Source organism: Streptomyces californicus (assembly GCF_000717645.1).
Taxonomy (GTDB): domain Bacteria; phylum Actinomycetota; class Actinomycetes; order Streptomycetales; family Streptomycetaceae; genus Streptomyces; species Streptomyces californicus.
This window is the reverse complement of record NZ_JNZZ01000003.1, coordinates 337,378-354,912: the sequence shown is the minus strand read 5'-3', so window position 1 is coordinate 354,912 and position 17,535 is coordinate 337,378. Positions and strand designations below refer to the sequence as shown.

The window sequence follows — 17,535 nt, the reverse complement described above, 5'->3', positions numbered from 1 at the left end:
GTGTCCGTCGCCCTCGGGCGCGTTCCCGCCCGCGAGGACGCGTCAGAACTTGTTGCGCGGGGTGATCCCCAGCGACATGCCGGACAGGCCGCGCTGACGGCCGCCCAGCTTCCGCGCGATCTCCCGCAGCGCGCCGCCGGCCGGGGAGTCGGGGTCGGAGAGGACGACCGGCTTGCCCTCGTCACCGCCCTCGCGCAGCCGTACGTCGATCGGGATCGCGCCGAGCACCGGCACCTCGGCGCCGACCGTGCGCGTCAGCCCCTCGGCGACCCGCGCGCCGCCGCCCGAGCCGAACACGTCGACCATCTCGTCGCAGTGCGGGCACGGCATGCCCGACATGTTCTCCACCACGCCCACGATCTTCTGGTGGGTCTGCACGGCGATCGAACCGGCCCGCTCCGCCACCTCGGCCGCCGCCTGCTGCGGGGTCGTGACGACCAGGATCTCCGCGTTCGGGACGAGCTGCGCAACCGAGATCGCGATGTCGCCCGTGCCCGGCGGCAGGTCCAGCAGCAGGACGTCCAGGTCGCCCCAGTACACGTCGGCGAGGAACTGCTGGAGCGCCCGGTGCAGCATCGGGCCGCGCCACACCACGGGCGCGTTGCCCGGGGTGAACATGCCGATGGAGATGACCTTCACGCCGTGCGAGGACGGCGGCATGATCATGTTCTCGACCTGGGTGGGCTTGCCGTCCGCGCCGAGCATCCGGGGCACGCTGTGCCCGTAGATGTCCGCGTCCACGACGCCGACCTTCAGCCCGTCCGCTGCCATCGCCGCGGCGAGGTTCACCGTCACCGAGGACTTGCCGACGCCGCCCTTGCCGGAGGCGACCGCGTACACCCGGGTCAGCGAACCGGGCTGGGCGAAGGGCACCTCCCGCTCGGCGTTGGAGCCGCGCAGCGAGCTCGCGAGCTCCTTGCGCTGCTCGTCGCTCATCACGTCCAGGGTTACATCGACCCGCGAGACGCCCTCGACCCGGGAGACCGCGTCGGTCACGTTCCGGGTGATGGTGTCGCGCATCGGGCAGCCGGAGACCGTGAGGTACACCGTGACAGCCACTGCACCGTCAGGATCGATCTCGACCGATTTCACCATGCCCAGCTCGGTGATCGGGCGGTGGATCTCCGGGTCGTTCACTGTCGACAGTGCCTCAAGCACCGCGTCTTCCGTAGCCATACGGACGATGTTACGGCGCTGGGGGCTACGCGCGGGTAGCGCTTCCCCGGTCGCCTTCGTCACTCTCGTCCGGGAAGGCCGTCCGGCGCTCCTCCATGTCCTTCACCATGTCCTGGAGCTCCGAGCGGATCCAGTCCCGGGTGGCGACCTCGCCCAGGCCCATGCGCAGCGCCGCGATCTCCCGCGTCAGGTACTCGGTGTCGGCGATGGAGCGCTCGTTCTGCTTGCGGTCCTGCTCGTGGGTGACCCGGTCGCGGTCGTCCTGCCGGTTCTGCGCGAGGAGGATCAGCGGAGCGGCGTACGACGCCTGGAGCGACAGCATCAGCGTCAGGAAGATGAACGGGTACTGGTCGAACCGCAGGTGCTCGGGCGCGAAGATGTTCCACAGCACCCAGACGATGATGATCAGCGTCATCCAGACGATGAACCGCCCGGTCCCCAGGAACCGAGCGATCCGCTCGGAGAACCGGCCGAACGCCTCCGGGTCGTACTCCGGCAGCAGCCGCCGGCGCGGGGCCCTCGGCTGGTCCAGCCGGGTGCGCGGGGGCCGCATCAGCCCCGAGGAGCCGGTCGAGGACGCCTTCGCCCGCTCATCGCCCGCCACGTCCGATCCCCTCCTCCCCGTGCAGATCCGTCAGGTCCGTCTCGCGCCAGTCGTCCGGCAGCAGGTGGTCCAGCACGTCGTCCACCGTCACCGCGCCCAGCAGCGAACCGCTCTCGTCCACCACCGGGGCCGAGACCATGTTGTACGCGGCCAGATAGCTGGTGACCAGCGGCAGCGGGGTGTCCGGCGGCAGCGGCACCAGATCGCTGTCGACGATCGAGCTGACCAGGGTGAACGGCGGATCGCGCAGCAGCCGCTGGAAGTGCACGGTGCCCAGGTACTTGCCCGTGGGGGTCTCGTCGGGGGAGCGGCACACGTACACCTGCGCGGCCAGCGCCGGCGACAGGTCCTGCTGGCGCACCCGGGCCAGCGCGTCGGCCACCGTGGCGTCCGGCCGCAGCACGATCGGTTCGGTCGTCATCAGACCGCCCGCCGTGCGCTCCTCGTACGACAGCAGCCGGCGCACGTCGGCCGCGTCGTCGGGCCGCATCAGCTCCAGGAGGCGTTCCTTGTCCTCCTCCGGCAGCTCGGAGAGCAGGTCGGCCGCGTCGTCCGGGTCCATCGCCTCCAGGACGTCGGCGGCCCGCTCCTCGGCGAGCTTGCCAATGATCTCCACCTGGTCGTCCTCGGGCAGCTCCTCAAGGACGTCCGCCAGCCGGTCGTCGTCCAGGGCCGCCGCGACCTCCGCCCGGCGCTTGGGCGAGAGGTGGTGCAGGGCGTTGGCCACGTCGGTGGGGCGCAGCCGCTCGAACGTGGCGACCAGGTTCTCCGCGCCCTGGCCGTGCTCGTCCAGCGAGAAGCCGCTGACCGCCGACCACTCCACCGTCAACGTCTCGCCCTTGCGGCGCAGCGCCCCGCCGCGCCCCTTGCGGACGAAGTACTTGTCGATCTCCCAGTCGCGGCGGGCGGGCAACTGCTGGATCGCCACGTCCAGGACGGTGACCTCCTCGCCCTCCTGGTCGTGGCCGTCCACCAGCCGCACCCGGCGGTCCAGGAACTCGCCGAGGACGAGCCGTTCGGTGGGCCGCTGCTCGAAGCGCCGCATGTTGACCACGCCGGTGGTGATGACCTGGCCGGACTCGACGCCCGTCACCCGGGTCATCGGCAGGAAGATCCGCCGCCGGCTGATCACCTCGACCACCAGGCCCAGGATGCGCGGCGGCCGTCCGCCGACCCGCAGCATCGCCACCAGATCGCGGACCCGGCCGACCTGGTCGCCGTTCGGGTCGAAGACGGGCACCCCGGACAGATGGGAGACGAAGACCCTGTGCGTGACCGCAGCCATCCGCCGCCTCCTTCGTCCGTCCGTGTCCCTGCCGGTCCGCCCGTCGAGGCGCCCGTGCCGGTCCACCTGCCCGGTATCCGCTCAGGCATCCGTACCAGCCGGCCGCGCCGACCAGCGCGTTTCGCCGGTACGCCGTGATCAGGCTAGCCCGTACCACCGCTCCCCGCCCCGGCGGACCCGTCCGTACGGCTGGCTGCCGGGCGGTGCCCGCGCCCCGGGTACGCTGCCGTCTGCTACCCCCGATCGCAGTGGAGAGGCAGTACGCCCGTGACCTCTTTTGCCCCGGCCGTGCGCAACCGCCGCCGGACCGCCCTCGCCCTGGTGCTGTGCGGAGGGCTGACCGCGGCCCTGGCCGCCTGCGGCACCGAGGAGGACCCGGACAAGGGGACCAACGGCGTCGCCAGACTCAGCGCCGCCGAGATCGACGAGAAGGCCAGGGCGGCGGCGGACGCGGCGAGCGCGGTACGGCTGTCGGGCACGCTGGTCAGCAAGGGCGGCACCTACCGGCTCGACATGAAGCTCACCGCGCAGGGCGGCATGGGCTCGGTGAGTTCGAAGGAGCAGAGCTTCGCGCTGCTGCGGATCGACGACGAGCTGTACCTGAAGGCGCCCGCCGAGTTCTGGACCCATGAGGACAGCGCGCGGCAGGGCGAGGCCGGCGATGTGGCGGCCGCCGACAAGCTGGGCGGCAAGTACGTCAAGGTCCCCCAGGGCGACCCCAGCTACAAGAGGCTGCGCGGCTTCACCGACAAGGACGTCCTGCTCGACGGGCTCCTCGCGCTGCACGGCACCGTCAACAAGGGCGACCGGGACACGGTCGGCGGACACCGCACCATCCAGGTGCTGGGCGGCAAGGGCGAGGGCGGGGCCTTCGACGTCTCCCTGGAGGACGAGCCGTACCCGCTCCGGGTGGCCCGGGGCGGCGGCGCCGGCACGGTCACGCTCGCCGACTGGGGGCAGACCTTCCCGCTGGAGGCGCCCGACGAGGACGACACGGTCGACTACGGCGGCCAGCTCCCCAAGTCCGCCGGCTGACGGCGGCGGACGGGTCAGCCCTTCCGGCGGCGCTTCAGCAGCAGCCGGGGGAGCGCCGGCGGAACGGGCTCGCGGGTGGTGGCCGGCGTCGGCAGCGGGGCGGCCGCCAGGGAGGTGTCCGGGAGCGCGGTGCTGACCGCCTCGGGCGTCAGCCGCGCCACCGTGCACGTGCGCGCCCACCGCTCGGGCATCGCCTCGGCGTCCGGCGCGTTCAGCCGCTTGCCCTTCAGCTCGGCGACGGCCGCCTCCCACTCCTCGGAGCGCGGCGCCAGGAACCGTACGGCCGCGCTCCAGGCGACGATCCGGCCGCCCTTGTCCTTGCTGCGTACGGTCACCTCGGCGCGGCCCCCGTCGGCCAGGCCCTCCGGCAGCGGCTGCTCACCGGGGCCGCCGCCGACCAGGAGCGCCGCGCCCTCGTGCCAGACGTGCCAGACGGCGCGGGCGGGCCCGGAGGCCCGGACCCAGACGAGGCCGGACTTCTTCGTGGCCTCCTCGGCGAGGGCCCTGTCCAGCAGCTCGGCACAAGCGTCAGTCATGGGCGTGAGCTTAGACGGGCGCGGAGCTTCCGGGTGCGGGCCCGGGCGGGGTCCGGTGCGCGGGGCGTGGGGCCGGGCGGGGCTCCGGCGGGCAGGGCATGGGCCCGGGCAGGGCAGGGCAGGGGCCCGGGCCGGGTTCCGCCGAGCGGGCGCGGGGCTACAGCCAGCCGTTGCGCTTGAGGATGCGGTGGATCGAGAAGCAGACCGCCCCGATCACGCCGAGCACCAGCGGATAGCCGTACTTCCACTCCAGCTCCGGCATGTAGTCGAAGTTCATGCCGTAGACCCCGCAGATCATCGTCGGCACGGCGATGATCGCCGCCCATGAGGTGATCTTGCGCATGTCCTCGTTCTGCGTGACCGTCGCCTGCGCCAGGTTCGCCTGGAGGATCGAGTTCAGCAGTTCGTCGAAGCCGAGGACCTCCTCCTGGACCCGGGCGAGGTGGTCGGCGACGTCGCGGAAGTACTTCTGGATGTCGGGGTCGATCAGCCGCATCGGGCGCTCGCTCAGCAGCTGCATGGGGCGCAGCAGCGGGGAGACGGCCCGCTTGAACTCCAGGACCTCGCGCTTGAGCTGGTAGATCCGGCCCGCGTCCGAGCCGCGCCGGCCGCCCTTGGCCGGGGAGGAGAAGACGTCGATCTCCACCTCGTCGATATCGTCCTGCACCGCCTCGGCCACCGCGATGTACCCGTCGACGACGTGGTCGGCGATGGCGTGCAGTACGGCGGAGGGGCCCTTGGCCAGCAGTTCGGGGTCGTCCTGGAGGCGGTGGCGCAGGGCGCGCAGGGAGCCCTTGCCGCCGTGCCGGACGGTGATGACGAAGTCCCGGCCGGTGAAGCACATGACCTCGCCGGTCTCCACGACCTCGCTGGTCGCGGTCAGTTCGGCGTGCTCCACGTAGTGGATGGTCTTGAAGACGGTGAACAGCGTGTCGTCGTACCGCTCCAGCTTGGGCCGCTGGTGGGCGTGGACGGCGTCCTCCACCGCCAGCGGGTGCAGCCCGAACTCCCTCGCGATGCCCGCGAATTCGGCGTCGGTCGGCTCGTGCAGGCCGATCCACGCGAAGCCGCCCTCCTCCCGCACCTGGAGCATGGCCTCGTGCGGCGTGGGGGCGGAGGGCGCGGCGACCCGGCGGCCGTCGCGGTAGACGGCGCAGTCGACGACGGCGCTGGAGGCGGACGGGTCGCGGGTGGCGTCGTACGCGCTGTACGGGGCGGTGCCGCTGTTCTTGCGGAAGGGCGGTCGCAGGGAGGGGCGCACGGCGGCGCGCAGGTCACGGATCATCGACATGGCTGGCTCCTTCACGGAGGGCCGTCGGCGAGGGCGTGGAACAGCCCGGAATGGGGACGTGAGCTCACGTCCGCAAAGCGGGCTCCACCGCGCGGGCGCGATGACGGCGTTCGCTACAGACAGGCAAAACTCGTTACAGGCAGGCAGGAACGAAGAGCTCTTCCGTCACGCGAACCGCCGTCGGGGAGGCGTCCTGCGGTGACGGAGGGGCCGGCACCGGACGACCGACGAGGCGTCGGATCAACGGGAAAGGCGAGGCGCGGAAGAGCGGTCGGTACTGCACGGTCGACTTGGATCCATGGCAGTCCCCACCTCCTCCGGCCGGTCCCCCGTGGGGGACGACGTGTCGTCGGGACGAAGAAGAGCGACGCTTCTGCGCGCTGTCCCGACCGGCGGCCAGGCTATCAGCCGTCCCAGGGCCAATCCCGTACTTTGCCCATTCACTACGCGATCTATGCTCGCGGCATGGCAGAAATTCTCGCGCTGGTCGAGGCGCGGCTCGTCTCCGCCCTCGGGGAGCCGGACGCACGCGCCGATGTGACGTTCCTCGGCACGGACCGCGTCCAGGTGCTGCGCTTCCTCGACGGCGACATCGTGCGGTACGCGACGCTCGGCATGTCGGGCGCGCCGATGGCCGATCCGACCTCCCCGCTCGCCGATCCGGTGAAGGGTCCGCGCGCCGAGCTGGTCCTCTCCGTACGGGGCGGACTCGCCGACACCGACCAGGTGTTGCGCCCGCTCGCCGTGCTGGCCACCTCCCCGCAGGTCGAGGGGGTGATCGTGGCCCCGGGCGCCTCGCTGGACCTGGGCGAACCGCTGTGGCCCGGGGCGCCGTTCACGTCCGTCCTGGTCGCGGAGTCCGGCGGCCTGGTGGAGGACCTGGAGCTGGACGAGCCGATGGAGCCGGTGCGCTTCCTGCCGCTGCTGCCGATGACGCCCAACGAGGCCGCCTGGAAGCGGGTGCGCGGGGCGCAGGAGCTCCAGGAGCGGTGGCTGACGCACGGTACGGACGTACGCGATCCGCTGCGCACGTCCGTACCGCTGGACTGAGACCGACCGGCCGCCACCTGGGCCTACCGCTGGACTGGGACCGGCGGGACCCACCGCTGTTCGGAGTCCGGTCGGCCGCCACCGGGACGTACCGCTGGACTGAGCCCCCCGGCCGTCACCGGTACGTCGGCCGGGCCGGATCCGGGCGGTGCGTCGGGCGCGCCGCCGGACCGGGCCCGGCCGGGTCCACGGAGGGTCAGTCGGCGAAGGCCGTGACGCCGTCCTCCATGGCGTGGACCGGCTCCAGTTCCTGCGCCTCGTGGGTCAGCGCCGTACGCCGGACGCCCACGACGACCGCTCCGACGACGGCGGCGAGCGCGGCCACGACGAACGGGATGTGGACATCGGTCCACTCCTCGATCTTCGGGGCCAGGAAGGGGGCGGCCGCCGCGGCGAACCAGCGGACGAAGTTGTACCCGGCGCTCGCCACCGGCCGCGGCGCGTCCGAGACGCCGAGGGCCAGCTCGGTGTAGACGGTGTTGTTCATGCCGATGAACGCGCCGGAGACGATCGTGGCGACGACCGCCGTGGTGTGGCCGCCGTATCCGAGGACCAGCAGGTCGGCCGCGAGCAGCACCAGTGAGGCGCCGAGCACCTTGAGCGAGCCGAAGCGGCGCTGGAGGCGCGGGGCGACCAGCACGGAGAAGACGGCGAGCAGCAGACCCCAGGCGAAGAAGACCGCGCCCGACTTGTACGGGGTCATGTCCAGCACGAACGGCGTGAACGCCAGGATCGTGAAGAAGGCGTAGTTGTAGAAGAACGCCGACGCCGCCACCGAGGCGAGTCCGCCGTGGCCCAGCGCCTTCACCGGATCGAGCAGGGACGTCCTGCGGGCCGGCTTCGGCTGCTCCTTGAGGAATGCCGCGATGCAGAGGAAGCCGACCGCCATCAGCGCCGCCGTCCCGAAGAACGGGTAGCGCCAGCTCGCGTCGCCCAGCAGCGCGCCGAGCAGCGGCCCGCACGCCATGCCGAGGCCGAGCGCCGACTCGTACAGCAGGATCGCCGCCGCGCTGCCGCCCGCCGCCGCTCCGACGATCACCGCGAGGGCGGTGGAGACGAACAGGGCGTTGCCCAGGCCCCAGCCGGCCCGGAAACCGACCAGTTCGCCGACCGAGGACGAGGTGCCGGAGAGGGCGGCGAAGACGATCACGAGCGCGAGGCCGGCCAGCAGGGTCTTGCGGCCGCCGATGCGGCTGGAGACGAAGCCGGTGACCAGCATCGCGAACGCGGTGATCAGGAAGTACGAGGTGAACAGCAGCGACACCTGGCTCGGCGACGCTTCCAGTCCCTTGGCGATGGACGGGAGGATCGGGTCCACCAGTCCGATCCCCATGAAGGCCACCACCGATGCGCCCGCCGTGGCCCAGACGGCCTTCGGCTGGCGCAGGAGCCCGGCCCCCGTCGCCCCCTCGTCGAACGGATCCTCTCCCTGCATGGGCTCTCTCCCTCTCTCCTTCGGCCTCGCCGGATCGATGCGTTATGCACAGGATAAGTTAGACAAACTAATAAATGCAAGCTACACCTATTTTCCCCGGTCAGAGCCACGCTGCGGACGGGTGATCGTCCTTGACGGGACGTCCGGCGGGGAGGACGGTGGGGGGTTATGAGGGGCGAACCCAGTTGCCCGAAGTGCGGTGGCCGGGTCAGGGCGCCCGGCCTCTTCGCCGACGCCTGGCAGTGCGCCGCGCACGGCCCGGTCCAGCCGCTGCAGCCGGTCGTCCCGCCGAGCGTCGAAGCGCTCGGCGTCGTGGTGCACCGCGCCCGGGTCCCCGTCTGGATGCCCTGGCCGCTCCCCGTGGGCTGGCTGTTCACCGGCGTCGCCGGCGCGGGCGACGACCGCAGCGGCGGACGCGCGAGCGCCGTGGCCTGCTCCGGGCCCGGCCCCCTGGGCGGTATGGGAGAGCTGCTGCTGGTCGCCGAGGAGCTGGGCGTCGGCCTCGGCGCCCGGTACGCGGGGATCGAGGGACTGGACCCCGGCCCCCATCTGAACGTCGACGCCGCCCCCGACGCCAAGGTCCACGCCGCCGGCCGCCCCACCCCGCTCTGGCACGTCAAGAACGCCCCGGAGGACCGGGCCGTCTTCGCCGGCGAGGCGCGCGGGCTCTGGCTCTGGGCGATCCTGTGGCCGGAGCAGTCGGGGCTCCTGATGTACGACGAACTGGTCCTGACCGACCTCCGGGACGCCGGGGGAGAGGTGGACCTGGTCCCCTGCGGCGCGCTCAGCCCCCGGCTGCTCGCCCGCCCCGAGACGCCGCCGCGACAGGCGGCGGGGGAGCGGTAGGCGGCGGGGAGCGACAGGCGGCGGGGGAGCGGCGGACGGCGGGGAGCGACGGGCGGCGGGGGAGCGCTGGGCTGCGGTTATCCTTGAGCGGTCCCCCGTCCGCCCGCGAGCCCCGGAGTCACGCGTCGTGCGCATCGATCTGCACACCCACTCCACCGCTTCGGACGGCACGGACACCCCCGCCGAGCTGGTGGCCAACGCCGTCGCCGCGGGCCTGGACGTCGTCGCGCTCACCGACCACGACACCGTCGGCGGACACCGTGAGGCCGTCGACGCACTGCCCGAGGGCCTCACGCTCGTCACCGGGGCCGAGCTGTCCTGCCGGGTGGACGGCGTGAGCATGCACCTGCTCGCGTACCTCTTCGACCCGGCCGACGCCGAGCTGGCGCAGGCCCGGGAGCGCGTCCGCGACGACCGGGTGCCGCGCGCCCGGGAGATGATCCGCAAGCTGCGCGCCCTCGACGTCCCCGTCACCTGGGAACAGGTCGCCCGCATCGCCGGCGACGGTTCGGTCGGCCGCCCGCACGTCGCCGCCGCCCTCGTCGAGCTCGGCGTCGTCCCCACCGTCTCCGACGCCTTCACGCCCGAGTGGCTGGGCCACGGGGGACGGGCGTCCGCGGCGAAGCACGAGCTCGACCCCTTCGACGCCGTCCGGCTGGTGAAGGCCGCGGGCGGGGTGACCGTCTTCGCCCACCCCGCCGCCGTGAAACGCGGCGCCGTGGTCCCCGAGTCCACCATCGCGGCGCTCGCCGCCGCCGGACTCGACGGCATCGAGGTCGACCACCTCGACCACGACGCGCCCGCCCGGGCCCGGCTGCGCGGCCTCGCCCGCGAACTGGACCTGCTGACCACCGGCTCCAGCGATTACCACGGCAGCCGCAAGCCCATCGAACTCGGCGCGTGCACCACCGACCCCGAGGTCTACGGCGAGATCACCCGGCGCGCCACGGGGGCCTTCCCCGTGCCGGGCGCCGGCGGAGCCGTCCGCCGCTAGCCGACCTGCCGCACCACCCGTCCTCTTTCCGCGCGCCCCCGTGCGTACCGTCGCGTGCCCGACGCACCGCGACGCCCGCTGCCCGGCTCCGCGCCGCCCCGTACCGCCCGCTCATCTCTCGCAAGGCTCACTGTGTTCGACGTCGCTGTCTTCGGATCCCTCTTCCTCACCCTGTTCGTGATCATGGACCCGCCCGGGATCACCCCGATCTTCCTCGCCCTCACGGCGGGCCGCCCCGCCAAGGTGCAGCGCAGGATGGCGCTCCAGGCGGTCATGGTCGCCTTCGGCGTGATCGCCGTGTTCGGCGTGCTCGGCCAGCAGATCCTCGACTATCTGCATGTCTCCGTACCCGCCCTGATGATCGCGGGCGGACTCCTCCTGCTGCTCATCGCGCTCGACCTGCTGACCGGCAAGACGGACGAGCCGACGCAGACCAAGGACGTCAACGTGGCGCTCGTACCGCTGGGCATGCCGCTGCTCGCCGGGCCCGGCGCCATCGTCTCGGTCATCCTCGCCGTGCAGCACGCCGACGGTCTCGGCGGCCAGCTCTCCGTGTGGTCCGCGATCGCCGCCATGCACGTGGTGCTCTGGCTGGCCATGCGCTACTCGCTCGTCATCATCCGCGTGATCAAGGACGGCGGTGTGGTGCTGGTGACCCGTCTCGCCGGCATGATGCTCTCCGCCATCGCCGTCCAGCAGATCATCAACGGCGTCACCCAGGTCATCCAGGACTCCTGACCGGCCGGACGGCGCGGGCGCTCCGCCCGGCGGCTCCTCGCGCAGGGGCCCGTCGGCCCCGTGCCCTCCTCCGTACAGCACTGCGCCCCCGCACGGACGTTCCGTGCGGGGGCGCTTCCTCTTCAGCGGCGCGATGCGGCGAGACCCGTGGCCTCATCGGACGTCACCTGACCGTCGAGCGGTTACGAGGCCGTACTGTCGGCCGGCCGGATGTAGATGCGCTGGCCCGTCGCCGCGGCCTGCTGCACGATCCGGTTGACGGAGGCGGCGTCCACGACGGTGCTGTCCACGGCGGTACCGTCGACGTCGTCGAGGCGCATGATCTCGAAGCGCATAGGGCTTCCCTTCGTCTGATCCTCCTGCTGGAGAACTACTGGCGCCGGTGGGGCGTCCCACCGGCAAGACTAGGAACGCGAGGCTTCCCTCGCGTTCCACACCGGTTACAACGAGATGCCCTCTGCAAACATTCCCTACGCTAAGGAAATTTTTTGGATGTCTAAGTACCCGTTGGTAACCGCAGCACCACAGACCACGAGGTTCGCATGAACGAGGGGGACCCGCAGCTCGGCGCGGGCACCGGTCTCGCCGCCCGCCTGGACCGCACCAACGAGCTGCTCCAGCGCATGCTCGTCGAGGTCGCCAAGACGCCGTCGACGCACGCCATCTTCGTGGACGCCGGGTACGTGTACGCGGCGGCCGGGCTGCTCGTCACCGGCACCGAGGACCGGCGCTCCTTCGACCTCGACGCCGAGGGGCTGATCGACGCCTTCATCGACAAGGCGCGCACGATCTTCGCGGACAGCAGGCTGCTGCGCGTCTACTGGTACGACGGGGCCCGCCGCCGCATCCACACCGCCGAGCAGCAGGCCATCGCCGAACTGCCCGACGTCAAGGTGCGGCTGGGCAACCTCAACGCCAACAACCAGCAGAAGGGCGTCGACTCCCTCATCCGCACCGACCTCGAATCCCTCGCCCGCCACCGCGCCATCAGCGACGCGGCCCTCGTCGGCGGCGACGAGGACCTGGTCTCGGCGGTGGAGGCGGCCCAGGGGTACGGGGCCCGCGTGCACCTGTGGGGCATCGAGGCCGCGGACGGCCGCAACCAGGCCGAACCGCTGCTGTGGGAGGTCGACAGCCAGCGCACCTTCGACCTCGACTTCTGCCGCCCCTACGTCACGCGGCGCCCCGTCACCACGTACGAGGACGACACACCGGCCCCCTCCCGGGAGGACGTCCGCTTCGTTGGCGCCCAGGTCGCCGCCGCCTGGCTCGCCGCCCGGGGCCGCGACTCCCTGGCCGACCTGCTGCCCGGCCGGCCCTATCTGCCGGGCTCCACCGACCAGGACCTCCTGGTCGAGGCGGAACGGCTGCTCCAGTGCTCGCTGCGCGGCCACGCCCACCTGCGGCGGGCGCTCCGCGACGGCTTCTGGCAGCACCTCCAGGCGCAGTACTGAGCGGGGCCGGGGCCGCGCCTGGTGGGACGCGCCGTCAGCCGGGGGCCGGACGGACGCCCCGTCAGAGGGGAGCCGGACGGACGCCCCGTCAGACGGGGGCCGGACCGTCCCAGAACGCGGCCAGCGCCTGCGCGGTCTCCCGGGGGCGGGCGGTGTTGGGGGAGTGCTCGGCCCCGGCGATCGTCGTGCGGTGGGCGCCGAGGCGCCGCGCCATGGAGTCGAACAGCTCCACCGGCCAGACGTCGTCGCGCTCCCCGGACAGCACGTGGACGGGGAGCCCCACGGCCGCCAGCTCGTCCACCCGGTCCGGCTCGGTGGCCAACTGGGCTCCGGTGGCGATGAGCTGGGCCGGGTCGTGGGCGAGCCAGCGGCGGCGCAGGTCCGCGCCGTCACCGGTGTCCGCGTCCTGCGGCGGGTCCAGCGCCCGCATCGCCTCCCACACCTCGTCCATCGACAGCACGGCCAGCGCGTCGCCCAGCATCTTCACCTTCTCCCGCTGGGCGGCGACCACCTCGGCCGGACCCGAGGACATCAGCGTCAGCGAACGGAACGGGGCGGCGTCCAGCAGGACGGCGGCGCGCGCGATCTGGCCGCCGAGCGAGTGCCCGAGCAGGTGCAGCTCTCCCGGGCCCGTCCCCAGCGCCGCCGCCTGGGCGAGCACGTCCCGGGCCGACTCCGCCCGGGCGTAGTCCTCCTGGCGGCCCGTCCCCTTCGACTCGTACTGCCCCCGGCCGTCCACGGCGACCACCCGGTAGCCGGCCGCGCACAGCGGTTCGAGCAGGGCGACGAAGTCCTCCTTGCTGCCGGTGTACCCGGGCAGCAGCAGGGCGGTGGCCCGTTCCGGCGTACGCGGTACGGCGTCCAGGACGGCGAAGTCACCGCGCTCCGTGGGCAGGACACGGGAGCGGGCGCAGGGCGGCGGGGCGAAGGTGGGCGGACGACTCATACGGCGAGGCTATCGCCGCCACCCCGGGGCCGCCGCCACCGGCCGGGGCGTGAAGGACGGGCCCGGCGGGTCCGCGCCTGCTGCGCCGGACACCCCGCAGGGGCAGCGAAACGGCCCCGGCCCCCGCGGGTGCGGGGGCCGGGGCCGTTCGTCGTGCGGTGTCGCCGGGAGCGTCAGCTCTCGGTCGCCGTCACCGTCGCGGCACCGGCCGGGCGGGTGGCCCGGCGACGGCGCGTCTTCGGCGCGGCGGCGGCCTCGCTCACCACGGCCTCGGCCGCGGAGACCACGGCGGCCTCCGGAGTCGCGGTCGCGGTGGCGGCGCCGGCCGGGCGGGTGGCCCGACGGCGGCGCGGCCTGGCCTCCGCCTCGGCGGCCGGGGCCTCCGTCCCGGGCTGCTCGGCGGCGACCGTCGTGGCCGTGGCCTTGGCGGCGGCCTTCGACGGGGCCTTCTTCGCAGCGGCCTTCTCGGTCGCCTTCTCCGCGGGCTCCGAAGCCGTCTCCGCCTTCGCGCGCGACTTCGTCGCCCGGGTCGCCCGGGTCTTCGTCTCGGCCGCGGCGGACTCGGCGGTCACGGCCTCGGAAGTCACGGCCTCGGCCTTCTTCCGGGTCCGGGTCTTCGGCTTCGACTCGGCCGCGGGCTCGGCCTCCACCGGGGCCTCGGCCTTCGCCTTCGCCTCGGTCTTCGGCTTCGACGTGGCGCGTGCCGGGCGGCGGCGCGTCTTCGTCTCGGGCTCCGGCTCGGCGGCCGGGGCGATCTGGAAGTCGACCTCGTCGGCAGGCTTCACGACCCGGGCGCGGCGGCGCGGACGCGCCTTCGGCTCCGGGGCCGGCTCCGTGATGCCCGCGGCGACCGCCACGGTCTGGAACTCGGCCGGGGCCGAAGCGACCGGGGCCGAAGCGGCCGGTGCGGCGGCGGGTGCGGCGGTCTCCTCCGTCACCGGCTTCGCGGCACGGCCGCGACGGCGGCGCGGCTTCGTCTCCGCGACGTCCTCGGCCACCGGCTGTGCGACCGGAGCGGACACCGGCTGTGCGACCGGAGTGGCCTCGGCCACCGGCTGCGCGACGGGCTCGGCCTCGGCCTCGGCCACCGGGGCGGGGACCGCCGGGGCCTCGGCGACCGCCACGGACGCCTCGGCGGGGTTGCTGACGCGGGTACGGCGGCGACGGCGCGGGGTGCGCGGCGCGTCGGACGACGCGTCGCCCTCGGCCGCCGGCCCGGCCGGCGCGGTCTCCTTGGCGGGCGCGGGCACCGTCGCGGCGCCCGCCTCCGCCGCGGCTCCGCCACGGGTGCGGCGGCGCTGGCGCGGCGTACGGGTGCGGGGCTCGCGCTCCTCGCGCGCCGGGGCGGGGGCGGCGGCCTTGCGGCCGCGGCCGCCGGTCTCGCCGAGGTCCTCGACCTCCTCGGCCCGCAGACCGGCACGGGTCCGGTCGGCGCGCGGCAGCACGCCCTTGGTGCCGGCCGGGATGCCCAGCTCCTCGTAGAGGTGCGGCGAGGTGGAGTACGTCTCCGGCGGGTCCGGGAACTTCAGGTCCAGCGCCTTGTTGATCAGCTGCCAGCGCGGGATGTCGTCCCAGTCGACCAGCGTGATCGCGATGCCCTTGGCGCCCGCGCGGCCGGTCCGGCCGATGCGGTGGAGGTAGGTCTTCTCGTCCTCCGGCGACTGGTAGTTCACGACGTGGGTCACACCCTCGACGTCGATGCCGCGCGCGGCGACGTCGGTGCAGACCAGGACGTCGACCTTGCCGTTGCGGAAGGCGCGCAGCGCCTGCTCGCGGGCGCCCTGGCCGAGGTCGCCGTGGACCGCGCCGGAGGCGAAGCCGCGCTTCTCCAGCTGCTCGGCGATGTCGGCCGCCGTGCGCTTGGTGCGGCAGAAGATCATCGCGAGCCCGCGGCCCTCGGCCTGGAGGATGCGGGCGAGCATCTCCGGCTTGTCCATGTTGTGGGCGCGGTAGACGTGCTGGACCGTGTTCTTGACGGTCGTGCCCTCGTCGTCGGGCGACGTGGCGTTGATGTGCGTCGGCTGCGACATGTACCGCCGCGCCAGGCTGATGACGGCGCCGGGCATGGTCGCCGAGAACAGCATCGTCTGGCGCTTGGCCGGCAGCATCGTGATGATGCGCTCGACGTCGGGCAGGAAGCCCAGGTCCAGCATCTCGTCGGCCTCGTCGAGGACGAGCCCGCGGATGTGGGAGAGGTCGAGCTTGCGCTGGCCCGCGAGGTCCAGCAGGCGGCCCGGGGTGCCGACGATCACGTCGACGCCCTTCTTCAGGGCCTCGACCTGGGGCTCGTACGCCCGGCCGCCGTAGATCGCGAGAACGCGGACGTTGCGGACCTTGCCGGCGGTGAGCAGGTCGTTGGTGACCTGGGTGCACAGCTCGCGGGTGGGAACGACGACGAGCGCCTGCGGGGCGTCGGTCAGCTCCTCGGGCTTGGCGCGCCCGGCCTCGACGTCGGCGGGGACGGTCACGCGCTCCAGGAGCGGGAGACCGAAGCCGAGCGTCTTGCCGGTGCCGGTCTTGGCCTGGCCGATGACGTCGGAGCCGGAGAGGGCTACGGGGAGCGTCAGCTCCTGGATGGGGAAGGGGGACGTGATGCCGACCGCCTCAAGGGCTTCGGCCGTCTCGGAAAGAATGCCGAGGTCTCGGAACGTAGTCAGGGTGCTGCCTCTTCTGTGAAACGCGGTCCGAGGCGAACGCTGGGGGTCGTACCGTGCCGGGTTGGTCATCCGGCCGTGGATGGGCCGGGTGGCGCGGGACCACTGCCGTCGCTCGAGCGCTCGTGCCGCTGAGGGGGCCCCTCATCTGCAGTCGTACGTGGCGTACGCACCGCGTGGAGGGCTGTCGGGTCGGAGCCGATCGGGCCACCGACCGGGCATCCTCATTCAAGGGTGCGCCCTGGGCACAGCAGAGTGCTCAGTAAGCGCATTACCACTGTACCCCGGATTCGCGCATATGTGTTGGACGAATTCGTCGGAACGGTGGGGCGGCCCTGGCTGACCAGGCCCTTCCGCCGTTCGCCGGGAGGGCTATCGTTCCGTTCATGGAGACGCCAGACCACGCCACCGAAACCCCCGCAGACCCGGCCGAAGCCACCGGGATCGCCGCTCAGGACTGGGCCACCGCGGCCGCCGACCCGCAGTACCGCGCCGCCGTCGTGGACCTGCTGGGCGCCCTCGCCTACGGAGAGCTGGCGGCCTTCGAGCGGCTGGCGGAGGACGCGAAGCTCGCCCCGACCCTCGGGGACAAGGCGGAGCTGGCGAAGATGGCCGCCGCCGAGTTCCACCACTTCGAGCAGCTCAGCGACCGGCTGACCGCCGTCGAGGAGGACCCCACCGCCGCGATGGAGCCCTTCGCCAAGGCGCTGGACGACTTCCACCGCCAGACCGCCCCGTCCGACTGGCTGGAGGGCCTGGTCAAGGCGTACGTCGGCGACTCGATCGCGAGCGACTTCTACCGCGAGGTCGCGGCCCGGCTGGACACCGACACCCGGGCCCTCGTGCTGTCCGTGCTGGACGACACGGGCCACGGGAACTTCGCCGTGGAGAAGGTGCGCGCCGCCATCGAGGCCGATCCACGGGTCGGCGGCCGCCTCGCGCTCTGGGCGCGCCGGCTGATGGGCGAGGCGCTCTCGCAGGCCCAGCGGGTGGTCGCCGACCGCGACGCCCTCTCGACGATGCTCGTCGGCGGCGTCGCGGACGGCTTCGACCTGGCCGAGGTGGGCCGGATGTTCTCCCGGATCACCGAGGCCCACACCAAGCGCATGGCCGCGCTGGGGCTGGCCGCGTAACCGCTGCGACTACTGGGCCGCCGCCGACCGTGTGAGGCGGCGGCCACGCGGCCGGATCAGGAGCGACAGCGTCACCGCGCCGACGGATGCGGCGCCGACCAGCGTCGCCAGGAGATGGCCGGACCCCAGGGCGGCGTGCGTCAGGCACGCCCCGAACAGGGCGCCCAGCGCCCCGGTCGGAACGACCACGCGGCCGGACGGGAGCCGGCCGGCCAGTGATCGCAGCGCGGCCCAGGAGAGGGCCAGTCCGAGTACGGCGGCGCCGATGGATTCCCAGATCACAGAGGATCACCTCGCGGGGGTGTGCGGGGCGGGCAAAACGGTCGTAGGCCGTCCTACCCTCCGCCCATGCCGCGCA

17 protein-coding genes are annotated in these 17,535 nt (G+C 73.1%); 7 read left to right on the top strand and 10 right to left on the bottom strand.

Annotation, left to right across the window (positions count from 1 at the left end):
* Positions 1–42: 42 nt before the first annotated feature.
* Genes IF19_RS0106520 through IF19_RS0106510 form a run of 3 tightly spaced genes read right to left on the bottom strand, consistent with a single transcriptional unit; the run spans position 43 to position 3,065 of the window.
* Complete coding sequence (locus tag IF19_RS0106520; protein WP_030119466.1) at positions 43–1,176, bottom strand: Mrp/NBP35 family ATP-binding protein; 1,134 nt, start codon at positions 1,174–1,176, stop codon at positions 43–45.
* A gap of 25 nt (positions 1,177–1,201) precedes the next feature.
* Positions 1,202–1,780 carry a DUF1003 domain-containing protein gene (locus IF19_RS0106515; RefSeq protein ID WP_030277713.1) on the bottom strand — a complete coding sequence of 193 codons (579 nt, stop codon included), beginning with the start codon at positions 1,778–1,780 and terminating at the stop codon, positions 1,202–1,204.
* Positions 1,767–3,065 carry a magnesium transporter MgtE N-terminal domain-containing protein gene (locus IF19_RS0106510; RefSeq protein ID WP_030119467.1) on the bottom strand — a complete coding sequence of 433 codons (1,299 nt, stop codon included), beginning with the start codon at positions 3,063–3,065 and terminating at the stop codon, positions 1,767–1,769. The genes IF19_RS0106515 and IF19_RS0106510 overlap by 14 nt, the downstream gene beginning before the upstream one ends.
* 267 nt (positions 3,066–3,332) lie before the next feature.
* On the opposite strand from IF19_RS0106510, the gene IF19_RS0106505 reads away from it, so the two are divergent.
* Positions 3,333–4,100 (top strand): hypothetical protein, encoded by a 768-nt coding sequence (locus tag IF19_RS0106505; protein WP_030119468.1) that lies wholly within the window; start codon positions 3,333–3,335, stop codon positions 4,098–4,100.
* Between the two features lie 14 nt (positions 4,101–4,114).
* On the opposite strand, the gene IF19_RS0106500 is transcribed toward IF19_RS0106505, so the two are convergent.
* Both IF19_RS0106500 and IF19_RS0106495 read right to left on the bottom strand, forming a co-directional pair.
* Positions 4,115–4,636 carry a hypothetical protein gene (locus IF19_RS0106500; RefSeq protein WP_030119469.1) on the bottom strand — a complete coding sequence of 174 codons (522 nt, stop codon included), beginning with the start codon at positions 4,634–4,636 and terminating at the stop codon, positions 4,115–4,117.
* A 157-nt stretch (positions 4,637–4,793) separates the two neighbouring features.
* Positions 4,794–5,927: a magnesium and cobalt transport protein CorA gene (locus IF19_RS0106495; RefSeq protein WP_030119470.1), complete on the bottom strand. Its 1,134-nt coding sequence runs from the start codon at positions 5,925–5,927 to the stop codon at positions 4,794–4,796.
* 465 nt (positions 5,928–6,392) lie between these two features.
* Here IF19_RS0106495 and IF19_RS0106490 point away from each other — a divergent pair, with 465 nt between their 5' ends.
* Positions 6,393–6,977, top strand: a complete 585-nt coding sequence (locus IF19_RS0106490) for a suppressor of fused domain protein (protein ID WP_030119471.1) — start codon at positions 6,393–6,395, stop codon at positions 6,975–6,977.
* Between the two features lie 196 nt (positions 6,978–7,173).
* Here IF19_RS0106490 and IF19_RS0106485 read toward each other — a convergent pair whose 3' ends face one another.
* Positions 7,174–8,412, bottom strand: a complete 1,239-nt coding sequence (locus IF19_RS0106485; RefSeq protein WP_030277711.1) for an MFS transporter — start codon at positions 8,410–8,412, stop codon at positions 7,174–7,176.
* A gap of 168 nt (positions 8,413–8,580) precedes the next feature.
* On the opposite strand from IF19_RS0106485, the gene IF19_RS0106480 reads away from it, so the two are divergent.
* The 3 genes from IF19_RS0106480 (at position 8,581) to IF19_RS0106470 (ending at position 10,990) form a co-directional block, all read left to right on the top strand.
* Positions 8,581–9,258 carry a DUF6758 family protein gene (locus IF19_RS0106480; protein WP_030198506.1) on the top strand — a complete coding sequence of 226 codons (678 nt, stop codon included), beginning with the start codon at positions 8,581–8,583 and terminating at the stop codon, positions 9,256–9,258.
* Between the two features lie 127 nt (positions 9,259–9,385).
* Positions 9,386–10,252, top strand: coding sequence for a PHP domain-containing protein (locus IF19_RS0106475; RefSeq protein WP_030119475.1), 867 nt, complete (start codon positions 9,386–9,388; stop codon positions 10,250–10,252).
* Positions 10,253–10,384: 132 nt separating this feature from the next.
* Positions 10,385–10,990 carry a MarC family protein gene (locus IF19_RS0106470; protein WP_030119476.1) on the top strand — a complete coding sequence of 202 codons (606 nt, stop codon included), beginning with the start codon at positions 10,385–10,387 and terminating at the stop codon, positions 10,988–10,990.
* A 182-nt stretch (positions 10,991–11,172) separates the two neighbouring features.
* On the opposite strand, the gene IF19_RS1000000137585 is transcribed toward IF19_RS0106470, so the two are convergent.
* Positions 11,173–11,325 (bottom strand): hypothetical protein, encoded by a 153-nt coding sequence (locus IF19_RS1000000137585; RefSeq protein WP_003966472.1) that lies wholly within the window; start codon positions 11,323–11,325, stop codon positions 11,173–11,175.
* Positions 11,326–11,532: 207 nt separating this feature from the next.
* Between IF19_RS1000000137585 and IF19_RS0106460 the strand changes: the two genes are divergently transcribed.
* The gene (locus IF19_RS0106460; RefSeq protein ID WP_030119477.1) at positions 11,533–12,444 is read left to right on the top strand and encodes an NYN domain-containing protein; all 912 of its coding nucleotides are present in this window, start codon (positions 11,533–11,535) and stop codon (positions 12,442–12,444) included.
* Between the two features lie 88 nt (positions 12,445–12,532).
* Here IF19_RS0106460 and IF19_RS0106455 read toward each other — a convergent pair whose 3' ends face one another.
* Together IF19_RS0106455 and IF19_RS0106450 are read right to left on the bottom strand one after the other, a co-directional pair.
* Positions 12,533–13,390 carry an alpha/beta fold hydrolase gene (locus IF19_RS0106455; RefSeq protein ID WP_030119478.1) on the bottom strand — a complete coding sequence of 286 codons (858 nt, stop codon included), beginning with the start codon at positions 13,388–13,390 and terminating at the stop codon, positions 12,533–12,535.
* 173 nt (positions 13,391–13,563) lie between these two features.
* A complete protein-coding gene (locus tag IF19_RS0106450) occupies positions 13,564–16,116 on the bottom strand; it encodes a DEAD/DEAH box helicase (protein ID WP_078580426.1) in 2,553 nt (850 codons plus the stop codon).
* A 314-nt stretch (positions 16,117–16,430) separates the two neighbouring features.
* Here IF19_RS0106450 and IF19_RS0106445 point away from each other — a divergent pair, with 314 nt between their 5' ends.
* Positions 16,431–17,177, top strand: coding sequence for a ferritin-like fold-containing protein (locus IF19_RS0106445; protein ID WP_030119481.1), 747 nt, complete (start codon positions 16,431–16,433; stop codon positions 17,175–17,177).
* 9 nt (positions 17,178–17,186) lie between these two features.
* On the opposite strand, the gene IF19_RS0106440 is transcribed toward IF19_RS0106445, so the two are convergent.
* The gene (locus IF19_RS0106440; RefSeq protein WP_030119482.1) at positions 17,187–17,459 is read right to left on the bottom strand and encodes a hypothetical protein; all 273 of its coding nucleotides are present in this window, start codon (positions 17,457–17,459) and stop codon (positions 17,187–17,189) included.
* Between the last annotated feature and the right edge of the window lie 76 nt (positions 17,460–17,535).